Genomic DNA, 15,755 nt, shown 5'->3' with positions numbered 1-15,755 from the left:
GTATGCACTCTCAGCGCAGCGCGGCGCCAGTTACAGAGCCTGCGCGGGCTCACGCTGAGCTTCTGCGTTTGCAGTGTTCCGCGCAGCCTCGATCCAGTCAAAACCCGAACCCTGCGACGCCCACACCACCTTTTCCAGCAGTAACGGGTCAAGGGCATTCAGCTGTTTCTCGACACAGCTGCGACTGTTGTTCTTCTCACTGATGTGTGCAATGGCAAGGAACTGGAGGCGTCGCAGGTTGAGCTGCCTCAGAAGCTCAGCGGCCTGGGTGTTGGATAAATGTCCCCAGTCTCCCCCTACGCGGCGTTTCAGCGCCGGGGGATAGGGGCCGTCGGCCAACAGCCCGCGGTCGTGGTTAAACTCCAGCAACAGCAAATCGCAGTCATCAAAAGCGCTGCGCACATGGTTCGTTACTGACCCCAGGTCCGTAAGGACCCCCGCGCGCTGCCCCGAACATTCAAAGCAATACTGCACCGGCTCCCGGGCATCATGAGGTACGGTAACAGCCTGCACTGTGAAAGCGCCTATGTGCAGCTGCGTGTCTCCGTTAAACACCCGGAGTTGGGGACAACTCGCCACCCGACCACTGGCGAGAGTACCGTGGGTGAGATACACGGGGATATCGTAGTGTTTGGCGAGGGCCGCGACACCGCTGGCATGATCACTGTGCTCGTGGGTGACGAGGATTGCATCGAGATCACCGAGATCTATGCCCCGTCGGACGGCCCGGCGCTGGATTTCCTTGAGAGAGAACCCGCAGTCGACGAGTACGCAGCTCCCGGCGGCCTGCAGCAGGGTCGCGTTGCCGCGGCTACCGCTGCCCAGGGACGCCAGTCTCACTAGTTGATGTTGCCCTTGACCAATACCAGCAGTGCATCGATCTGCTCGCGGCTGAGAGACTCCCCTCCCTCCTCGAAGGACATGCGTATCACCATGGTTTCCGGATCCCGTGGCTTGACATCCAGAATCAAAGGCACGCCCTCCGCCGGATGCTCATCATCGTCTCCCAACCAGGCAAACCAACTGGAGCCTTCCTCGTCGTCATCACCAACGTAGCGCAGGTAATAGCGACCGTCGCTGCGATTGCGATCAGCGATTTCAAAACCGGACAACTCCAGAGAGCGAGCGACGGACGCCCAGGCCCGATCAAAGGGCAGCTCGAGAAGAATAAACCCGCCCTGATCATCATCGCCCAGGGAGACCTTGCCGCCCGCGCTGATGGACTGCTCCGCCATCATCGACACAGGAGCGGTATCGGCGCTGTTGGCAACGTACTGAGCCACACCGCGGAGCATTTCTGACTCCAGAAAAAAGTCATCGGACTCTGCAGGCCAGGCGGTATTTTCGCTGGACTGATACATCTGCAGGACATGCAGCTCACTGTTGCCCCGCTGCACACCGCGCTCAACGCGGAATCGAAAACGCGTAGGCCGAGGGTCTTCTTCAAGCGTGAGATAGGTGGACTCGATAATGCCCGCCCGCGCATCCATGCGCGCTATGTCTATATTGGCCGCAGACAGGAAGCTCCGTAACTGGGGCCAAAGCTGGCCCGGGGCGATCGCCACCAGAGCCCAGGTATCTTCACCGAGCTTCTGAATGCGCACAAGCTGATCGGCTCTCGCGGCTACCAGGGGCGCCGGACGGGGCACTTTGTCGCTGTCCACGAACTGGGGCTCGCTCTCGATGGGTGGAATAGGATATATGTCCACCAGCTCGTCAGCGCTCGCACCGCTGGGCAAATCCAGAGGTGGCATTTCCCGCGCTTCGCGATAGTCTCCCGCCGAGTCACGGAAAACGCCATTGTCCCCAAACAGATACCCGCAGGCCGTGACAGGCGCGAGAAGCAGAATCAGGCCGCAAAACTTCAGACACTTCATAGCCCCAGACTCTTCAGCGCAGCATCAATGCGTTCGGCGCTGTCACCCTCAGGCAGCGTGAGCGGTAGTCGGATACCGTTCTCCATTCGCCCCATCTTCGCCAGCGCATACTTCACAGGCATGGGGTTAGCCTCTACAAACAGCGCGGTGTTTATCCCCTCAAGCTCCTGATCGATACGCTTTACGGTCTCTGCGTCGCCGGCCAGCGCCGCCGCGCACAGTGCCGCCACCCTGTCCGGAACCACGTTAGCCGTAACGGAAATATTGCCCACGGCCCCCGCGAGCATGTACTGGGCAGCGGTGCCGTCATCACCCGAATACACCGCGAAGGTGTCAGGCACCATGGCAAGAAGCTCCTTCCCGCGACCCACATCACCGGTGGCATCCTTGATGCCCACGATGTTGTCCAGGGACGCAAGACGGCTGGTCGTATCGTTGCTTAGATCAACAGCGGTCCGCGAGGGTACGTTATAGAGGATTTGTGGCACAGCCACCGCCTCAGCAACGGCCCTGAAATGCGCATAAAGCCCGCGTTGGGAGGGTCGGTTGTAGTAGGGCGTCACCAGCAGGCAGGCGTCAACGCCCGCCGACGCGGCGCCCCGGGTCAGCTCCACGGCCTCTCGCGTGGAATTAGCGCCGGTACCGGCAATCACGGGAATTCGTCCCCCCAGATATTTCACGCAATGCTGGATAAGTGACAGATGCTCGTGCACGTCCAGAGTCGCGCTTTCCCCGGTAGTTCCCACAGCGACAATGGCGGCTGTTCCCGATTTCACGTGCCAATCGAGGAGGCCGTCAAGGGCTCCGTAGTCAATCTCCCCATCTGCATTCATGGGGGTGACGAGGGCGACAATACTTCCTTTAATCATAGTCTTGCGAGTACCGCTGGATTTTAGTGGCGATTGCGCCATTGAAGGCTCGCAATTATCCATGACAATATGCCGAACACAAGCAAAGCGATGGGGTTTAGCTATCTTGATTTCGTTTATGAAGTACTTTGGTGGTGTTCCAGCACGCCTTTTAACCCGACAGGACCATCCTCCACTGGGCGCAGCGCTTCGGTGTATGGGGCTTGTCGCCGTTCTTGGGAGCCTGTTTTGCGCCCCGATGGCGTCGGCTCAGCTCATCGACAAACGGGTGACAGCGCTCAATCCCCTGGACCGGCAATACATGGATGTGCAGCGTCAAACGCTCAACGAGCTTACCCTGCGCTACTATGGCGGTCGCTGTTGTCGCAGTGAAGCCGAGCTCGACTATCTTCAGCGTTTGCTTGATGACGGCCATGTGGGCCCTGATCAGACGCGGGAACTCCAGGCCATGGGCGTTGCTCTTGGGGATCTGCTTGCCACAGAGCTGGATATGTACTGGGTGGTGTATGAGGACATCAAAGGACGGAGCCGCGCCCTGAGACTGGGGGAAACAGAGAATTACCTGTTTCCGGTTACGATGATAGCCAGGCGTCACGAGAGCGGAGATAAAACGCCGGTGGCGGATATTTATCAACAGGCCTACGAGGCGATAGAAGCGGTACGCCCACCGCTGCCCTTCGAAGAGCGCCCGAAAAACGTCCAATGAAGCTGCAAAAAAAATACTGACGCCATGAACACTCGAGAGCTTTGTCCGTGAGTCACCCAGCGCTGGCGCAGTTGAGCGATGATGGCGATCAACTGCAGATCAGCGGCGACTGGACAGCGGCGGAGCTCCCCGCACTGGTACCTCTCTTCACAACGCTCCTTGAGACCCGTGAGCCTCCCGCAGTTGACGTTTCTGCGGTGACCCAGTGGGACCCGCGGCTTGAGGCCAGGCTGCTACAGCTGCAGAGGCTCGCCCGGGCCAAGAACCGGGTTATCGCTTTCCTCGGCGCACCGGACAGTCAAACCCAGCTCATAAATCTCGCCACGGCCGTCGCACCCTATGAGGCCCCTGCCGCGACCGCCGCCGGTTTTTTCTCTGCTAAGCGGCTCCGCCGCAGCCTTGCCGGCATCGGCGACGATTTACTGGAATCTTTGGAATTTCTGGGCGCCACCAGCATCGCCGTGGGGCGAACGCTCACCGGCCGCTCGGGAATGCGGCGACGGGAGTTCGTCGAGAGCCTCGCCCAGGCCGGCCCTCAGGCCATCGGCATCATTACCCTCACTAGCATCCTCGTGGGCATGATTTTGGCCTATCTGGGCGCCGCGCAGCTTCAGCAGTTCGGCGCCGCCGTGTTTGTTGCCGACCTGGTGGCCATCGGCATGCTTCGGGAAATGGGTGCTCTCATGACGGCGGTGGTCATGGCCGGACGCACCGGGGCTGCCTACGCAGCGCAGCTGAGTACCATGCAGACGAACGAAGAGATCGATGCCATCAGCACCCTGGGCATCGACCCTATGGAGTTTCTGGTGGCACCCCGGGTGCTCGCGCTTTTTCTGATGATGCCCTTGCTGGTGGTCTATGCAGACGCGCTGGGCATTTTCGGCGGCGCCGTGGTTGCCGGGGGCATGGGCGTCACGCCACTGCAATACATCAGCCAACTGGGCACGGCGATCACCCCGACGCACTTTTTTGTGGGTATCTTTAAAGGCATTGTTTTCGCCGCCCTCATTGCCACGGCGGGATGCCGTGCGGGCATGAATGCAGGGCGAAACTCGGAAGCCGTGGGGCGGGCCACTACTGAAGCGGTAGTCACCGCCGTGGTCTATCTCATTGTTGCGGACGCCGGTATCAATATTCTCTGCCAGGTGCTGGACATCTAGTATGAGTGACGCCGTAATCAGCATCCGTGACCTCACCATGGCCTATGGCAGTCGGCTGATACAGCAGGACGTGAATTTTGATGTCATGCGCGGCGACATTTTCGTCATTATGGGTGGTTCGGGATGCGGCAAAAGCACTCTCTTGAAGCATCTCCTGGGCCTTATCGAACCGGCCCGGGGAAGCATTTCCTACGGCAACCAGAACTTCACCCAAGCCGGGCCAGCGGAGCGTCAGGCGCTACGGCAGAACTGGGGCATTACCTATCAGTCCGGCGGTTTAATCAGCGCCATGACCCTGGCAGACAACGTGGCACTGCCTTTAGAACAATACAGCGACTACAGTGCCAACGACATCCGTGACATCGTGGCACTCAAACTGGCGCTGGTCGGCCTCGATGGCTACCAGGACTTTTTACCGGCGGAGATTTCCGGCGGCATGCGAAAACGCGCCGCCCTTGCGCGTGCAATTGCGCTGGACCCTGATATTCTCTTCTTCGATGAACCGTCTGCGGGCCTGGATCCCATCAGCTCGCGTAGGCTTGATGACCTTATTCTGCAGCTCAAGGAGTCCACCGGCGCATCGGTTGTTATGGTGACTCACGAGCTTCCCAGCATATATGCCATCGCCAATAATGCTATTTATCTCGATGCGGACAGCAAACGAATGATTGACTCGGGAAATCCCGCCTGGATGCGCGAGCACAGCAAGCACGCGGTAGTGCGACAGTTTTTAAACCGGGCGGCGGATTCTGCGCCGGGAGAACCGCAGTCATGAGTGAACGCAGAAGCAGCATCCTTGTCGGTGCTTTTGTCGTAGGCGCGCTGATCATTGCCGCTGCCGGGGCTCTGTTTTTTGCCGGCGGCGGCCTCGGAGCGGAAAAAAGCAAAGTGGTCATGGTCTTTGACGGCTCCCTCCGCGGGCTGACCATCGGTGCGCCCGTAGCCCTGAGGGGAGTCACCATAGGACAGGTTACCGACATCGATTTAATCCTTGATGCAAATGCGGGGGATGTCACCATGATCGTCGAGGCGGATATCAGCCCCGACTCCATGCAACTGGTGGGCAGCGTCACTGAACCGGTGCTGGGAGAACTTGTGGAGCGGGGACTTGCCGCACAGCTCAATACCCAGAGCCTGCTCACCGGCCTCCTTTATATACAGCTGGATTTCCTGCCGGGAAAGGAGTCCTCACTCAGCAGTATTTCTTCACCGCATCCCCAGATCCCCACTATCCCGACAGAACTGGAGCAGCTCCGTCGTTCCCTGGAGTCCATTGACTACGCAGCCATAGCGGAGAATGTGGACCGTATTGCCAAGGGCCTCGACGAACTCCTCAACAGCAGCGACATGCAGTCCCTTCCCGGCTCCATGCGCAGCAGCCTGGGCGCTCTGGAAGCGGCCAGCAACAGTCTCAGCACAACTCTGGAGGAAAACTCCTCGAGTCTAAGAGCCTTCCTCGAAGAAGGTACCAAAACCGTCGCGACCCTCAATGCGGAACTCCCGAGTATCACGGACACCATCGAGAGCTCCCTCGAGCGTCTCGACGAAGCGCTGGTGTCTGCCAACGCCAGTCTCGAGGGACTCGAAAAGGCCGCTGCGCCGGACTCTCCTCCCCGCCGTCAGTTGAGCCAGGCCATGCAGGAAGTCACCCTGGCCGCAAGGGCCCTGAGGTCGCTCGCGCGAAGCCTCGAGGAGCACCCGGAAGCGTTACTCCGCGGCCGCCCGGGAGACGAAACGTGACCCGCTCGCTAATACTCGCGGTCGCTATTCTCACTCTGCTGGGATGCGTCCCAACGTCCCTGCAGATACAGCATCTTCAGCTTTCAGCCGGCCAGGCGCCGCTCGCTCTGGGAGAGAGTCCGGTCATTGTTCTGGATGGTATTGCTATCCCCGATTACCTCCTCAGAGATGAGCTTCTGTATCGGGAGAGTGAATTCACCGTGCGCTACGACCCAGCCCGGCGCTGGGCGGAGCCCCTCGATCTGGGAATTCAGCGTGTCCTTGGACGCCGTCTTGAAAGTGTCCTTGATACCCAGCGAGTCATCCTGTTTCCTGACGCGTCCGCAAATCCTGCAGACTGGCAGCTGCGGGTCACCATCGAGGAGTTTGAGGCTACGGGTAGTATCGTCAGGATCGCCGCCGAGGGACGCTGGGAGCAGGCAAGCGAAGATAGACTGGTCCGGGAGTCTGTGGTGTTTGAGGATTCGCTGACCCTGGCTTCGAATAATGGTGACGACATCGCCAAAGCCATGAGCAAACTGTTATGGAAATTCGCTGACGAGCTTGCAGCGGGCATTTCAGGCATAGCGACGCCACCGGCAACCGATGAGCAAACAGACGCTGACACAGACTTTAAAAACGTCACAGAAACCATCATAGAAACTACCCGCTAATGAAGGACACGATCATGGAACTTCTGAAAGACCCCGCCCAGTGGCTGCCACTGGCGATTGAATACGGCACCGCGTTGGCACTCGCCATTGTCATATTCTACGTAGGCCGCATGGTCGTGGGACGCATTGTGAGCGTCTGCCACAAAGTGATGCTCAGCAGGGGCACCGATGAAACCCTGGTGAACTTCGTATGCTCCATACTCCGCTGGGTAGGGCTTCTCTTCGTCACCATTGCCGCACTCAGCAGGCTGGGTGTAGACACCACATCCCTTGTTGCACTTTTGGGTGCGGCCGGACTGGCTATCGGCCTATCGCTGCAAAGCTCCCTGGGGAATTTTGCCGCCGGAGTCATGTTGATTGTTTTCAAGCCCTTCAAGAAAGGTGACTTCATCGAGGCTGCGGGCACCATGGGAACCGTGGATTCCATCGGTATTTTCACGACAACCATGACGACGCCGGACAACAAGGAAATCATTGTTCCCAATGGCGGCATCATCGGCGGCAATATCACGAATTTTTCTGCCCGGGCCACGCGCCGCGTCGATATGGTCTTCGGCATCTCCTACGGGGACAACCTCCACGAGGCGAAAACCATACTCGAGGACATCATTAAATCCGACAGCCGTGTCCTCGCCGAACCCGAACCGGTAATCACCGTGGGCGCACTGGCCGACTCCAGTGTGAACTTTCTGGTGCGCCCCTGGGTGAATGCGGCGGATTACTGGGGGGTTCTCTGGGACACCACAGAAGCGGTAAAACTTCGCTTCGACGAGGCGGGTATTTCTATTCCCTTCCCCCAAATGGAACTGCACATGCAGCGTCCCGAAGACGCCAAGGCAGAGTGATTTTCAGCGTTGCTCAGTGCAGTTCGCAGCTGATACAGCGCATATAAAGATGGCCGGGATCGGCAAAGCTGTCGACAAAGTCGACGCTTTGCCGCATCGGTTCCAACAACGCGCCAAGCCCTAATGCAAGCCCCGGCACTTTTATCAGCCGGCCGGCCCCCATGCGATCGCTCAGCTGTTGCAATAGCAGCTCGCTGGACGAAAACTCCGGCAGAATACTGATCACAGTGTATTCGTCCGCACCAAGACCGGCGAGAGCAGCGGCCTCCTCCGCGGCGTACTGCAGACTCCCCAGCCCATCGATAAGACCTGCCTCCAGGGCGTCGCTGGCACTCAGCGTCCTCCCCTCTGCTTGCTTACTGAGCGTTTCCATGTCAATGGAGCGGCTCTCTGACACCAGCGTGAGAAACCGCCCATAAAGGTAATCCACCGACTGCTGAAGCGTGTCAGCGAGAGCAGGATTAAGCGCCCGGTCCGGCCGCAGGGCCCCCGCCAGCTCGGTGGTACCCACGCCGTCGGTTTGCACACCGCCCTTTGCAAGAAGACGTTCCACAGTGGGAAAGGCGGCAAACACGCCAATACTCCCCGTGAGGCTGGTGGGCGTGGCAATAATGCGATCTGCCGCGGTGGAAATGTAATAACCACCAGAAGCCGCAACGCTGCCCATGCTCACCACAATGGGCATTCCTGTTTTTCGAATCCGCTCAATCTCTTCCCGGATGATTTCAGAAGCGAAAACACTGCCTCCGCCGGTGGTTACCCTCAACACTATCGCCTCAACACCCTTGCGCTCCGCGGTTTTTCGAAGCAGCCGGGAGAGTGTGGCGGACCCAATGGTGCCCGGGGGCTGCTCCCCGGGCAGCATGTTCCCCTGAGCGGTGACAACAGCCACCCTGGGTAGGTCCGGTGATGCCTTCGCTGGCCTCATCCGCGCGACATAACGCGCAAAAGACACGCCCTGAAAGCCCCCATCCTCATCAGCTGCGCCCACCAGGGAAACAAGATGCTTGTTTTGCTGGGATCGATCCAGCAGCTCATCCACCAGACCCGCCTCCAGGGCCAGACGGGCGCTATCGCCGCCAGCGGCCCGCAGTCGCACAGGGAAATTATTCAACAGCGCATTGACCGCCCCCGGTTCCAAACCACGACGAGATTCCACCGCGCGACTGTAAGCGGACCAAAGGTCGTCCAGCCACCTTCTGGTAACCACTCGTTCTCCCGGCGACATATCGTTGCGCATGAGCGGTTCGGCAATGGACTTGTACTCCCCGGCTCTGAACACGTGCATGGTCACGGAGAGCTTTTCCAGGGCGTCGGCAAAATAGTTGGTGTAAAGACTGAAGCCCTCGAGCGCTACCGCGCCGAAGGGGTGCATCAGCAGCCTGTCTGCCTCCACGGCGAGGCGATATTGATCCTGGGTGAAATAATCCCCCACGGCAATCACCGGTTTGCCCGTCTCCCTGAAACGGGCGATGGCCTCCGCCAACTCGGTAGTCTTGCTCTGACCGATGGACACCATGCCCTCCAGCTGGAGCACCAGCGCAGCAATGCGTTCGTCAGCACTGGCAAGCTCAACGCTGTCGATAAGATCCCTGAGTAATGTTTCCCGACTTGCTGCCGGCTGCTCAAAAAGCAGGCTTGCCGCTTCCACCTGACTTCGCTCATCCACTACGCGGCCCGTGGGGTCGAGCACCAGGGCAGCACGCCGGGGCAGAGGCTCAGGCGAGCCACTAAAGCTCGTCCATAGCACCACCAGCAGCACGATGAAAATCACATTGGCCAGAGCCAGGCGAAGTATCGTGAGACCCCGCCACAGAGACAGAAAAATTCGTTTAATCAAGAGACGCTAAACCTTGGGGTCGGGGTGCGGGTCGGGGTGCGGGTCGGGGTGCAGGTCGGGGTGCAGGTCGGGGTGCAGGTCTAAGTCGGAGCCGGCTTCTTTAAAAGCCCGGATCTCCCGGGAACGCTGGCGCACGTAAAACATGGAACACAGGAACAGAAGAATAACCGCGAAGAGCTCCGCCTGGGCCCGTCCACTGGCAGGCTCGGCAAAGATGCGCAGCGTCGCAAAGACAAAATACATAAGACTGATGAAGGCCAGCCAGGTGTAGCTTCGCATGCCGTCGCGCAACATACCGGGGATCAGTATCAGTAGGGGCGTGAACCAGAAAAACAACAAACACGCCGGCACCGACCGCTGCCAGGCATCGACGACTTGGGTGCCCAGGAGGAGTAACAAGCCAGCCCAGGTTCCCATCCAGATCCATCGTACCGCTGAACCCCGGGAAGGGTTAGCCACAGACCCCATGCTCATGCGAGACGTGCGCAGGTTTGCGCCACCCGTCGTCCCAGCGCCCGGCAGAGCTGAAGTTCCGTTTCATCCAGAGCCCGGGCACCATCGGCGCCGGCCCAATGCGTTGCACCGTAGGGTGTTCCCCCGGAATCAGTGGTCATCAAACCAGCTTCACTGTAGGGCAGCCCCATCACCAACATGCCGTGATGAAGAAGCGGTAACTGCATGGATAACAAGGTGCTTTCCTGTCCGCCGTGAAGGCTGGCCGTAGAGGTGAACACCGCCGCCGGCTTATCGATCATGGCGCCGCTGAGCCAGAGATCCGATGTCTGATCCACAAAATATTTCAGTGGTGCAGCCATATTCCCAAAACGAGTGGGTGACCCCATCACAAGGCCCGCGCAGTGACGTAAATCATCAATGCTGCAATACAGAGGCCCGTCCTCCGGCACGGGATCCATGCTCTGCTCGGTCTCCGCTGACACGGAGGGCACCGTGCGCAGTCGCGCCTCGATGCCCGTAACGCCAGTCACCCCGCGAGCCACCATGCGGGCCATGGCCTCAGTGCTGCCCTGGCGGCTATAAAAGAGAATTAAAACGTAGGGAGTTTCGGGCATCAGGGCGTTTTGCTGGCAATCTAAACGATGGATTAGTATAGCAAAAGGAGTCTGCGGACCCCGCCCGTATTTACCCGCACAGCTTTCTGCGATAATTGAAGCATGGAAGTTTTGAACATATTCCCAAAGTTGCGACGCCGGGCACTCTATCTGGCCAGCCGCTACAAGTCAGACCGCTGCCGCGATACCGCGGCGGCTCTGACCTACATGTCGCTGTTCGCCCTCGTGCCGCTGATGACTGTGCTCTACACCATGGCCTCGGTAATGCCCGCGTTTCAGGGGCTGGAGTCGGACATCCAGAGCTTGTTATTCGATAATCTGGTACCCGAAACCTCGGCAGGCATCGAAGAGTATCTTTCGGACTTCTCCCGCCAGGCCAAGAACCTCACGGGGGTTGGTATTGCCGTTCTTATCGTTACCGCCATCCTGATGCTGCGGAATGTTGAGCAGGCCTTCAACCAGATCTGGCGCACCCGGGATAATCGTGGCACGGTCTCCAGCTTCTTGTTGTATTGGGCCATTCTCTCTCTGGCTCCTGTCACCATCGGCCTGGGCCTTGGCGTCAGTACGTTTCTCACGTCCTTTGCCGGTCGCCTGGAGGAATGGGACATTATCGGTATCGGCGGACTGTTTCTGCGCCTGCTCCCCTACTTCCTGCAAATCCTGGGCTTCACACTCATTTACGCGGCGGTTCCCAACTGCCGCGTTCCGGTAAAACATGCGTTTGTGGGCGGTATCATCGCGGCGACGAGCTTTAACATCGCCAGGGCGCTATTTACAAAGCTGGTGGCCGGTTCAAGCATCACTTTCATTTATGGCGCGTTTGCCGCGGTGCCGCTATTTCTGCTGTGGATTTATATCTCCTGGAACATCGTTCTCATCGCCGCAATCGTCGTGCACAGCCTGTCGGCTTATCAGAGCGAGGCCCAGTCACGACGTCCGCTGCTCATGAAAGGACTTGAGGTCCTTGAGACCCTCTGGCGACGGCAAGCCCAGGGCATGCCCCTCAAAGAGCTGGAGCTGCTGAAGGGACGGAATTTAGCTGTGGACGCGGAGAGCTGGCAACAGCTGAGAGATTGCTTGCTTAACAACCGGGTCATCGCCAAAGACGAGCGGGGCCATTTTCTGCTGGCAAGAGACCTGCACACCGTGCCGCTGTGGCAACTCCAGCAATGGCTGGATAGCGAGGGCGAGCTCGCCATTGAATCCCGGGATAGCATGCCCAGCTGGGAGCAGCGGGCTATTGGCCTCCTTCAGGAGCAGCAGCAGGGCATCCGGGAACACATGGGCATCCCCTTGGCGACACTATTTGAGCAATGACACCATGAAGCAACAACGAAAATCGTCCCCAAAGCGCGTCACTCTTAGCGTGCTGTTAATACTCACCTCCCTTACCGCCTGCGAGCAGAGCGTCGATCCCACCAGTCTCGACAACAGGGGCGAGTGGACTTTCATCAATTATTGGGCAAAGTGGTGTAAGCCCTGTATCAAGGAAATACCCGAGCTCAACCTGTTGCATGCCCGGGAGGGTATCCGCGTCCTGGGGGTCAATTACGACGGCGCCGTGGGAGACGATCTTCAGGCGCAGCTGGACAGCCTGAACGTGCGGTTTCCCACGCTGGGTGCTGACCCGGCAGCACGCTTCGACGTTGAACGACCTCAGGTTCTGCCCACCACCCTGGTTGTAGACCCCAGAGGAGCCCTCACCACCGTGCTGGTAGGCCCACAGACCGAAGCGTCATTGCTGGCCGCAGCAGGCATTACGAAGGCCGGTGAAATGAATGGGGAGCAAGACTCAGGGAAGGAGTAGCGAGGAACCCACCGTACGCCGCGCTTCCAGCTCCGCGTGCGCGCGCTGCACCTCAGCCAGGGGATAACGCTGAGCGATCGTAACCTTGATACGCCCGTCCAACACCCGATCGAAAACCGCCGCCGCGCTGGCACGCATCTCTTCTTTGCTGGCCACATAGGCCATGAGACTGGGGCGAGTAATGTAAAGCGAGCCGCGCGCAGCAAGCTGCTGTAGATCAAAGGGTGGAGGACTGCCCGAGGCATTGCCGAAACTCACCATCAGACCCCGGGGCGCCAAACAGTCGAGGGAGTCGGTGAACGTTGCAGCACCGACTCCGTCATAAACCACGGGCAGCATTTTACCGCCACTGATCTCCCGCACCTTGGCGACAAGGTCTGGCTCATCATTTAGAAAACAATGCGCATAACCGTTTGCCAGGGCCAGTTCGCGCTTTGCCTCGCTGCTGACGGTGCCGATAACCTCGGCGCCCAGCGCCGCAGCCCACTGTCCAAAAATCAAACCCACACCGCCAGCAGCCGCAGGAAAGAGGGTCTGATCTCCGGATTTCAGGGCATAGGTGCGCTGAATGAGGTACTCCACCGTCGCCCCCTTAAGAAGCACCGCAGCGGCCGTATCAAAATCAATGCCCTCAGGTATGGGTACCAGGCGCTCGGCCGGAAGCAGGATGGCCTCGCTGTAGGCACCAAAGCCTGCAGCGCAATAAGCGACGCGATCACCCACCGCCAGGTCCACACCGTCACCAACGGCATCCACCACACCCGCACCTTCAAGACCGATACCCGTGGGGAGCGGCAGAGGGTAAAGACCGCTGCGGTGATAGGTGTCGATATAGTTCAGACCAATGGCGCGATTTGCCACTCTCACCATGCCCGGACCCGGGGCCCCGACTTCTGCTTCGACCAGGCTCAGTACCTCGGGGCCGCCTACTGTCTGTATCTCTACTTTCTTCATTATTTCACCCGGTTTCTATGGAACTCTCTTTCTGCTCTCTTTCTGCTCTTTTTCTGGTCTCTTTCTGGTCTTTTTGTGCTCTTTCTGTGCTCTTTATTGACCGCCTCGGTCATGTCACCGCCGGTTGATACCCTAAATGGATAGGGTTTCGATCAGGCGATGCCCTCATCCATAGCTGACCAGCGGGCACTGCCCTTTTGCCCCGGACCCGATGCAACACACACTTCCAATTCCGCTATCGCCTCCCCCGCAGACTCTTCCAGCATACGTCGCAATAGATAATGGGCAAACTCCTCGACGGTCGAATTCACAATGGGTAGCACCAGGGTATCGGAGCGCAAAAACAGCATTTCTTCGCCATTGAACTTCACACAGTAGTTATCGCCGTCTTCCTCTATCGATTGATGGGGAGAGTACTCGGGCAATACCATGTATTCATCGAGCTCATCGCAGAGCCCTTTTATGCGGCGCTTGTACACGTTGTAGTCTGCGGCAAAACCGTTGTCCCCCATGGGCGCGGCGATCATGGCAGACACAGAAAAGTTGTGCCCATGGAGTCGTTCCCGCTCCGTTGCCGAGAAAATCGTGTAATGCGCAGCAGAAAACTTGTGACTTTCCTTGTCGATGTACAGTGTTGCAAGGCGTTCCATCCAAACCCTCTCATATCACGTATTCTTCGCGTATTCTGTCGTTTGACGATCAACGCACCAACAACAAATTCCGAGGGAGAATAGCATGACCATTGCGATCATTACCGGAGCAAGCGTCGGCATTGGCGAGGCCACCGCCCGGGCATTTCAGGATGGTGGTTACGAGGTCGTGAATCTGTCCCGTCGCGCATGCAAGGTCCCCGGCGTGCACAACATGCCCTGCGACCTTGCGGATCCCGATAGCATCGGCGACGTCATTGATGCGCTACTGAGTCGCATTTCGGGCTTGTCAGAAATCAGCCTCATCCACAACGCCAGTCAAATGCGCAAGGACAGCGCGGACAACTGTGCCGACGACAGCCTCCGTGCCGTGATGGAAACCAACGTGATCGCTGTTAACCGGCTCACCCGAGCCCTTCTCCCGGGCATGGGCCCCGGAAGCAGTGTTCTCTATGTGGGTTCTACTCTCGCCGAGAAAGCCGTGCCCAATACTTTCAGCTATGTCGTGTCCAAGCACGCGCAGCTCGGCATGATGCGTTCCACCTGCCAGGACCTCATGGGTTCGGGCATCCACACGGCCATGGTCTGCCCGGGTTTTACTGATACAGAAATGCTCCGCAATCACCTGGGCAATGATGACGCGCTGCTTCAGCAAATCGGGGGCATGAACAGCTTTGGCCGACTCATCGAGCCCGAGGAAATCTCGGCGGTGCTACTTTGGGCCCACCGGAACCCGGTAATCAATGGCTCGGTTTTACATGCGAATCTCGGACAGCGGGAGAGCTGATGAGCCCGCCCCAGCTACAGGAGCGCCGCGAGCGGGTATTTCTGGTTTTAGCCGGCACCTTCCTCTGCGCCATGACCCTGTTAAATGTCATTGGTATCACGCGCTTTGTACAGTTGGGCCCCATGGCTCTGGCAGTGGGGGTGCTGCCCTACCCCCTCACCTTCCTGTGCACGGACCTGATCTGTGAACTCTACGGCAAAGCCCGGGCGAACTTTCTGGTCAGTGTCGGTCTGGGACTGAATTTTCTGATTCTTTTTGTGTTGTTTCTTGGCAACAGCATCCCTTCGGTGCCGGCAGATGCCATGCCACCCTGGCAGATAATCCAGCTGGCAGCGCCGGTTGCGCTGCCCAATGGCGATGTGGTCGAAAGCAGCATAGGCCTCTACCAGCTTATCTATGCCACAACCTCGGGAGCTGTCTTCGCATCAATGCTCGCCTACATCGCCGCGCAGTATTGCGACGTGCAGCTGTTTCATTTCTGGAAGCGCGTCACCAAAGGGAAACATCTTTGGATTCGCAATAATTTCAGCACGCTCATGAGCCAGATGGTCGACTCCGTGATGGTGGTTACGGTCACCTTTGGCGCGGCATTTATCCGCGGGGATGTCACCACCAAGGCGCTGGCGATACTGGTGGGCAGCAACTACCTTTTCAAAGCCTGTGTGGCACTGCTGGACACCGGTCCCTTCTACCTCGCCGTGCATTACCTGCGACGTTACCTGCACCTTGAAGAAGGCAGCTATGCTGCGGCGGAGCATGCCCGGACAACGCCCGCGGCAACGTCCCCGAACTGA

The 15,755-nt window shown here is 58.6% G+C and carries 18 protein-coding genes; 10 read left to right on the top strand and 8 right to left on the bottom strand.

Annotated features, from left to right (window positions below):
- Positions 1 to 30 precede the first annotated feature (30 nt).
- The 3 genes from ACTG3T_RS12075 to dapA are packed head-to-tail and all read right to left on the bottom strand — an operon-like array spanning position 31 to position 2,746.
- Entirely contained in the window at positions 31 to 840 is an 810-nt protein-coding gene (locus ACTG3T_RS12075; protein ID WP_439102527.1) for an MBL fold metallo-hydrolase, read from the bottom strand.
- Positions 840 to 1,877: an outer membrane protein assembly factor BamC gene (bamC, locus tag ACTG3T_RS12070; RefSeq protein ID WP_439102526.1), complete on the bottom strand. Its 1,038-nt coding sequence runs from the start codon at positions 1,875 to 1,877 to the stop codon at positions 840 to 842. The genes ACTG3T_RS12075 and bamC overlap by 1 nt, the downstream gene beginning before the upstream one ends.
- The gene (dapA, locus tag ACTG3T_RS12065; protein WP_439102525.1) at positions 1,874 to 2,746 is read right to left on the bottom strand and encodes a 4-hydroxy-tetrahydrodipicolinate synthase; all 873 of its coding nucleotides are present in this window, start codon (positions 2,744 to 2,746) and stop codon (positions 1,874 to 1,876) included. The genes bamC and dapA overlap by 4 nt, the downstream gene beginning before the upstream one ends.
- Positions 2,747 to 2,984: 238 nt before the next feature.
- Here dapA and ACTG3T_RS12060 point away from each other — a divergent pair, with 238 nt between their 5' ends.
- The 6 genes from ACTG3T_RS12060 to ACTG3T_RS12035 are packed head-to-tail and all read left to right on the top strand — an operon-like array spanning position 2,985 to position 7,850.
- Positions 2,985 to 3,452: a DUF3806 domain-containing protein gene (locus ACTG3T_RS12060; RefSeq protein WP_439102524.1), complete on the top strand. Its 468-nt coding sequence runs from the start codon at positions 2,985 to 2,987 to the stop codon at positions 3,450 to 3,452.
- 47 nt (positions 3,453 to 3,499) lie between these two features.
- Positions 3,500 to 4,612, top strand: a complete 1,113-nt coding sequence (locus ACTG3T_RS12055) for an ABC transporter permease (protein WP_439102523.1) — start codon at positions 3,500 to 3,502, stop codon at positions 4,610 to 4,612.
- 1 nt (position 4,613) lies between these two features.
- Positions 4,614 to 5,387, top strand: coding sequence for an ABC transporter ATP-binding protein (locus tag ACTG3T_RS12050; RefSeq protein WP_439102522.1), 774 nt, complete (start codon positions 4,614 to 4,616; stop codon positions 5,385 to 5,387).
- The gene (locus ACTG3T_RS12045) at positions 5,384 to 6,352 is read left to right on the top strand and encodes an MlaD family protein (RefSeq protein WP_439102521.1); all 969 of its coding nucleotides are present in this window, start codon (positions 5,384 to 5,386) and stop codon (positions 6,350 to 6,352) included. The genes ACTG3T_RS12050 and ACTG3T_RS12045 overlap by 4 nt, the downstream gene beginning before the upstream one ends.
- Entirely contained in the window at positions 6,349 to 7,005 is a 657-nt protein-coding gene (locus ACTG3T_RS12040; protein ID WP_439102520.1) for a PqiC family protein, read from the top strand. The genes ACTG3T_RS12045 and ACTG3T_RS12040 overlap by 4 nt, the downstream gene beginning before the upstream one ends.
- Before the next feature lie 14 nt (positions 7,006 to 7,019).
- Positions 7,020 to 7,850: a mechanosensitive ion channel family protein gene (locus ACTG3T_RS12035; protein ID WP_439102519.1), complete on the top strand. Its 831-nt coding sequence runs from the start codon at positions 7,020 to 7,022 to the stop codon at positions 7,848 to 7,850.
- 13 nt (positions 7,851 to 7,863) lie between these two features.
- Here ACTG3T_RS12035 and sppA read toward each other — a convergent pair whose 3' ends face one another.
- Genes sppA through wrbA form a run of 3 tightly spaced genes read right to left on the bottom strand, consistent with a single transcriptional unit; the run spans position 7,864 to position 10,760 of the window.
- Complete coding sequence (gene sppA / locus ACTG3T_RS12030) at positions 7,864 to 9,690, bottom strand: signal peptide peptidase SppA (RefSeq protein WP_439102518.1); 1,827 nt, start codon at positions 9,688 to 9,690, stop codon at positions 7,864 to 7,866.
- 6 nt (positions 9,691 to 9,696) lie between these two features.
- Positions 9,697 to 10,107: a DUF2069 domain-containing protein gene (locus ACTG3T_RS12025; RefSeq protein ID WP_439102517.1), complete on the bottom strand. Its 411-nt coding sequence runs from the start codon at positions 10,105 to 10,107 to the stop codon at positions 9,697 to 9,699.
- A gap of 53 nt (positions 10,108 to 10,160) precedes the next feature.
- Positions 10,161 to 10,760 (bottom strand): NAD(P)H:quinone oxidoreductase, encoded by a 600-nt coding sequence (gene wrbA / locus ACTG3T_RS12020; protein ID WP_439102516.1) that lies wholly within the window; start codon positions 10,758 to 10,760, stop codon positions 10,161 to 10,163.
- Between the two features lie 111 nt (positions 10,761 to 10,871).
- Here wrbA and ACTG3T_RS12015 point away from each other — a divergent pair, with 111 nt between their 5' ends.
- Positions 10,872 to 12,080 (top strand): YihY family inner membrane protein, encoded by a 1,209-nt coding sequence (locus ACTG3T_RS12015; RefSeq protein WP_439102515.1) that lies wholly within the window; start codon positions 10,872 to 10,874, stop codon positions 12,078 to 12,080.
- A gap of 4 nt (positions 12,081 to 12,084) precedes the next feature.
- On the top strand, positions 12,085 to 12,570 hold the full coding sequence (locus ACTG3T_RS12010; protein ID WP_439102514.1) for a TlpA family protein disulfide reductase: 486 nt from the start codon (positions 12,085 to 12,087) through the stop codon (positions 12,568 to 12,570).
- Here the strand turns inward: ACTG3T_RS12010 and ACTG3T_RS12005 are convergent.
- Both ACTG3T_RS12005 and ACTG3T_RS12000 read right to left on the bottom strand, forming a co-directional pair.
- The gene (locus ACTG3T_RS12005) at positions 12,556 to 13,524 is read right to left on the bottom strand and encodes a quinone oxidoreductase family protein (RefSeq protein WP_439102513.1); all 969 of its coding nucleotides are present in this window, start codon (positions 13,522 to 13,524) and stop codon (positions 12,556 to 12,558) included. The genes ACTG3T_RS12010 and ACTG3T_RS12005 overlap by 15 nt on opposite strands.
- Positions 13,525 to 13,676: 152 nt before the next feature.
- On the bottom strand, positions 13,677 to 14,174 hold the full coding sequence (locus tag ACTG3T_RS12000) for a 6-pyruvoyl trahydropterin synthase family protein (protein ID WP_439102512.1): 498 nt from the start codon (positions 14,172 to 14,174) through the stop codon (positions 13,677 to 13,679).
- Between the two features lie 85 nt (positions 14,175 to 14,259).
- Between ACTG3T_RS12000 and ACTG3T_RS11995 the strand changes: the two genes are divergently transcribed.
- Together ACTG3T_RS11995 and ACTG3T_RS11990 are read left to right on the top strand one after the other, a co-directional pair.
- Positions 14,260 to 14,961, top strand: a complete 702-nt coding sequence (locus tag ACTG3T_RS11995) for an SDR family NAD(P)-dependent oxidoreductase (protein ID WP_439102511.1) — start codon at positions 14,260 to 14,262, stop codon at positions 14,959 to 14,961.
- Positions 14,961 to 15,755 (top strand): queuosine precursor transporter, encoded by a 795-nt coding sequence (locus tag ACTG3T_RS11990; RefSeq protein WP_439102510.1) that lies wholly within the window; start codon positions 14,961 to 14,963, stop codon positions 15,753 to 15,755. The genes ACTG3T_RS11995 and ACTG3T_RS11990 overlap by 1 nt, the downstream gene beginning before the upstream one ends.

The organism is Congregibacter sp., assembly GCF_965660375.1.
Taxonomy (GTDB): domain Bacteria; phylum Pseudomonadota; class Gammaproteobacteria; order Pseudomonadales; family Halieaceae; genus Congregibacter.
This window is presented reverse-complemented; position numbering and strand designations above follow the sequence as displayed.

Excerpts from the sequence above, each read along its gene's own strand:
- wrbA (WP_439102516.1), bottom strand. The coding sequence starts at position 10,760 with ATGCCCGAAACTCCCTACGTTTTAATTCTCTTTTATAGCCGCCAGGGC.
- ACTG3T_RS12060 (WP_439102524.1), top strand. The coding sequence starts at position 2,985 with ATGGCGTCGGCTCAGCTCATCGACAAACGGGTGACAGCGCTCAATCCC.
- ACTG3T_RS12045 (WP_439102521.1), top strand. The coding sequence starts at position 5,384 with ATGAGTGAACGCAGAAGCAGCATCCTTGTCGGTGCTTTTGTCGTAGGC.
- ACTG3T_RS12005 (WP_439102513.1), bottom strand. The coding sequence starts at position 13,524 with ATGAAGAAAGTAGAGATACAGACAGTAGGCGGCCCCGAGGTACTGAGC.
- dapA (WP_439102525.1), bottom strand. The coding sequence starts at position 2,746 with ATGATTAAAGGAAGTATTGTCGCCCTCGTCACCCCCATGAATGCAGAT.
- ACTG3T_RS12050 (WP_439102522.1), top strand. The coding sequence starts at position 4,614 with ATGAGTGACGCCGTAATCAGCATCCGTGACCTCACCATGGCCTATGGC.
- ACTG3T_RS12025 (WP_439102517.1), bottom strand. The coding sequence starts at position 10,107 with ATGGGAACCTGGGCTGGCTTGTTACTCCTCCTGGGCACCCAAGTCGTC.
- bamC (WP_439102526.1), bottom strand. The coding sequence starts at position 1,877 with ATGAAGTGTCTGAAGTTTTGCGGCCTGATTCTGCTTCTCGCGCCTGTC.
- ACTG3T_RS11990 (WP_439102510.1), top strand. The coding sequence starts at position 14,961 with ATGAGCCCGCCCCAGCTACAGGAGCGCCGCGAGCGGGTATTTCTGGTT.
- ACTG3T_RS12010 (WP_439102514.1), top strand. The coding sequence starts at position 12,085 with ATGAAGCAACAACGAAAATCGTCCCCAAAGCGCGTCACTCTTAGCGTG.
- ACTG3T_RS11995 (WP_439102511.1), top strand. The coding sequence starts at position 14,260 with ATGACCATTGCGATCATTACCGGAGCAAGCGTCGGCATTGGCGAGGCC.
- ACTG3T_RS12035 (WP_439102519.1), top strand. The coding sequence starts at position 7,020 with ATGGAACTTCTGAAAGACCCCGCCCAGTGGCTGCCACTGGCGATTGAA.
- ACTG3T_RS12000 (WP_439102512.1), bottom strand. The coding sequence starts at position 14,174 with ATGGAACGCCTTGCAACACTGTACATCGACAAGGAAAGTCACAAGTTT.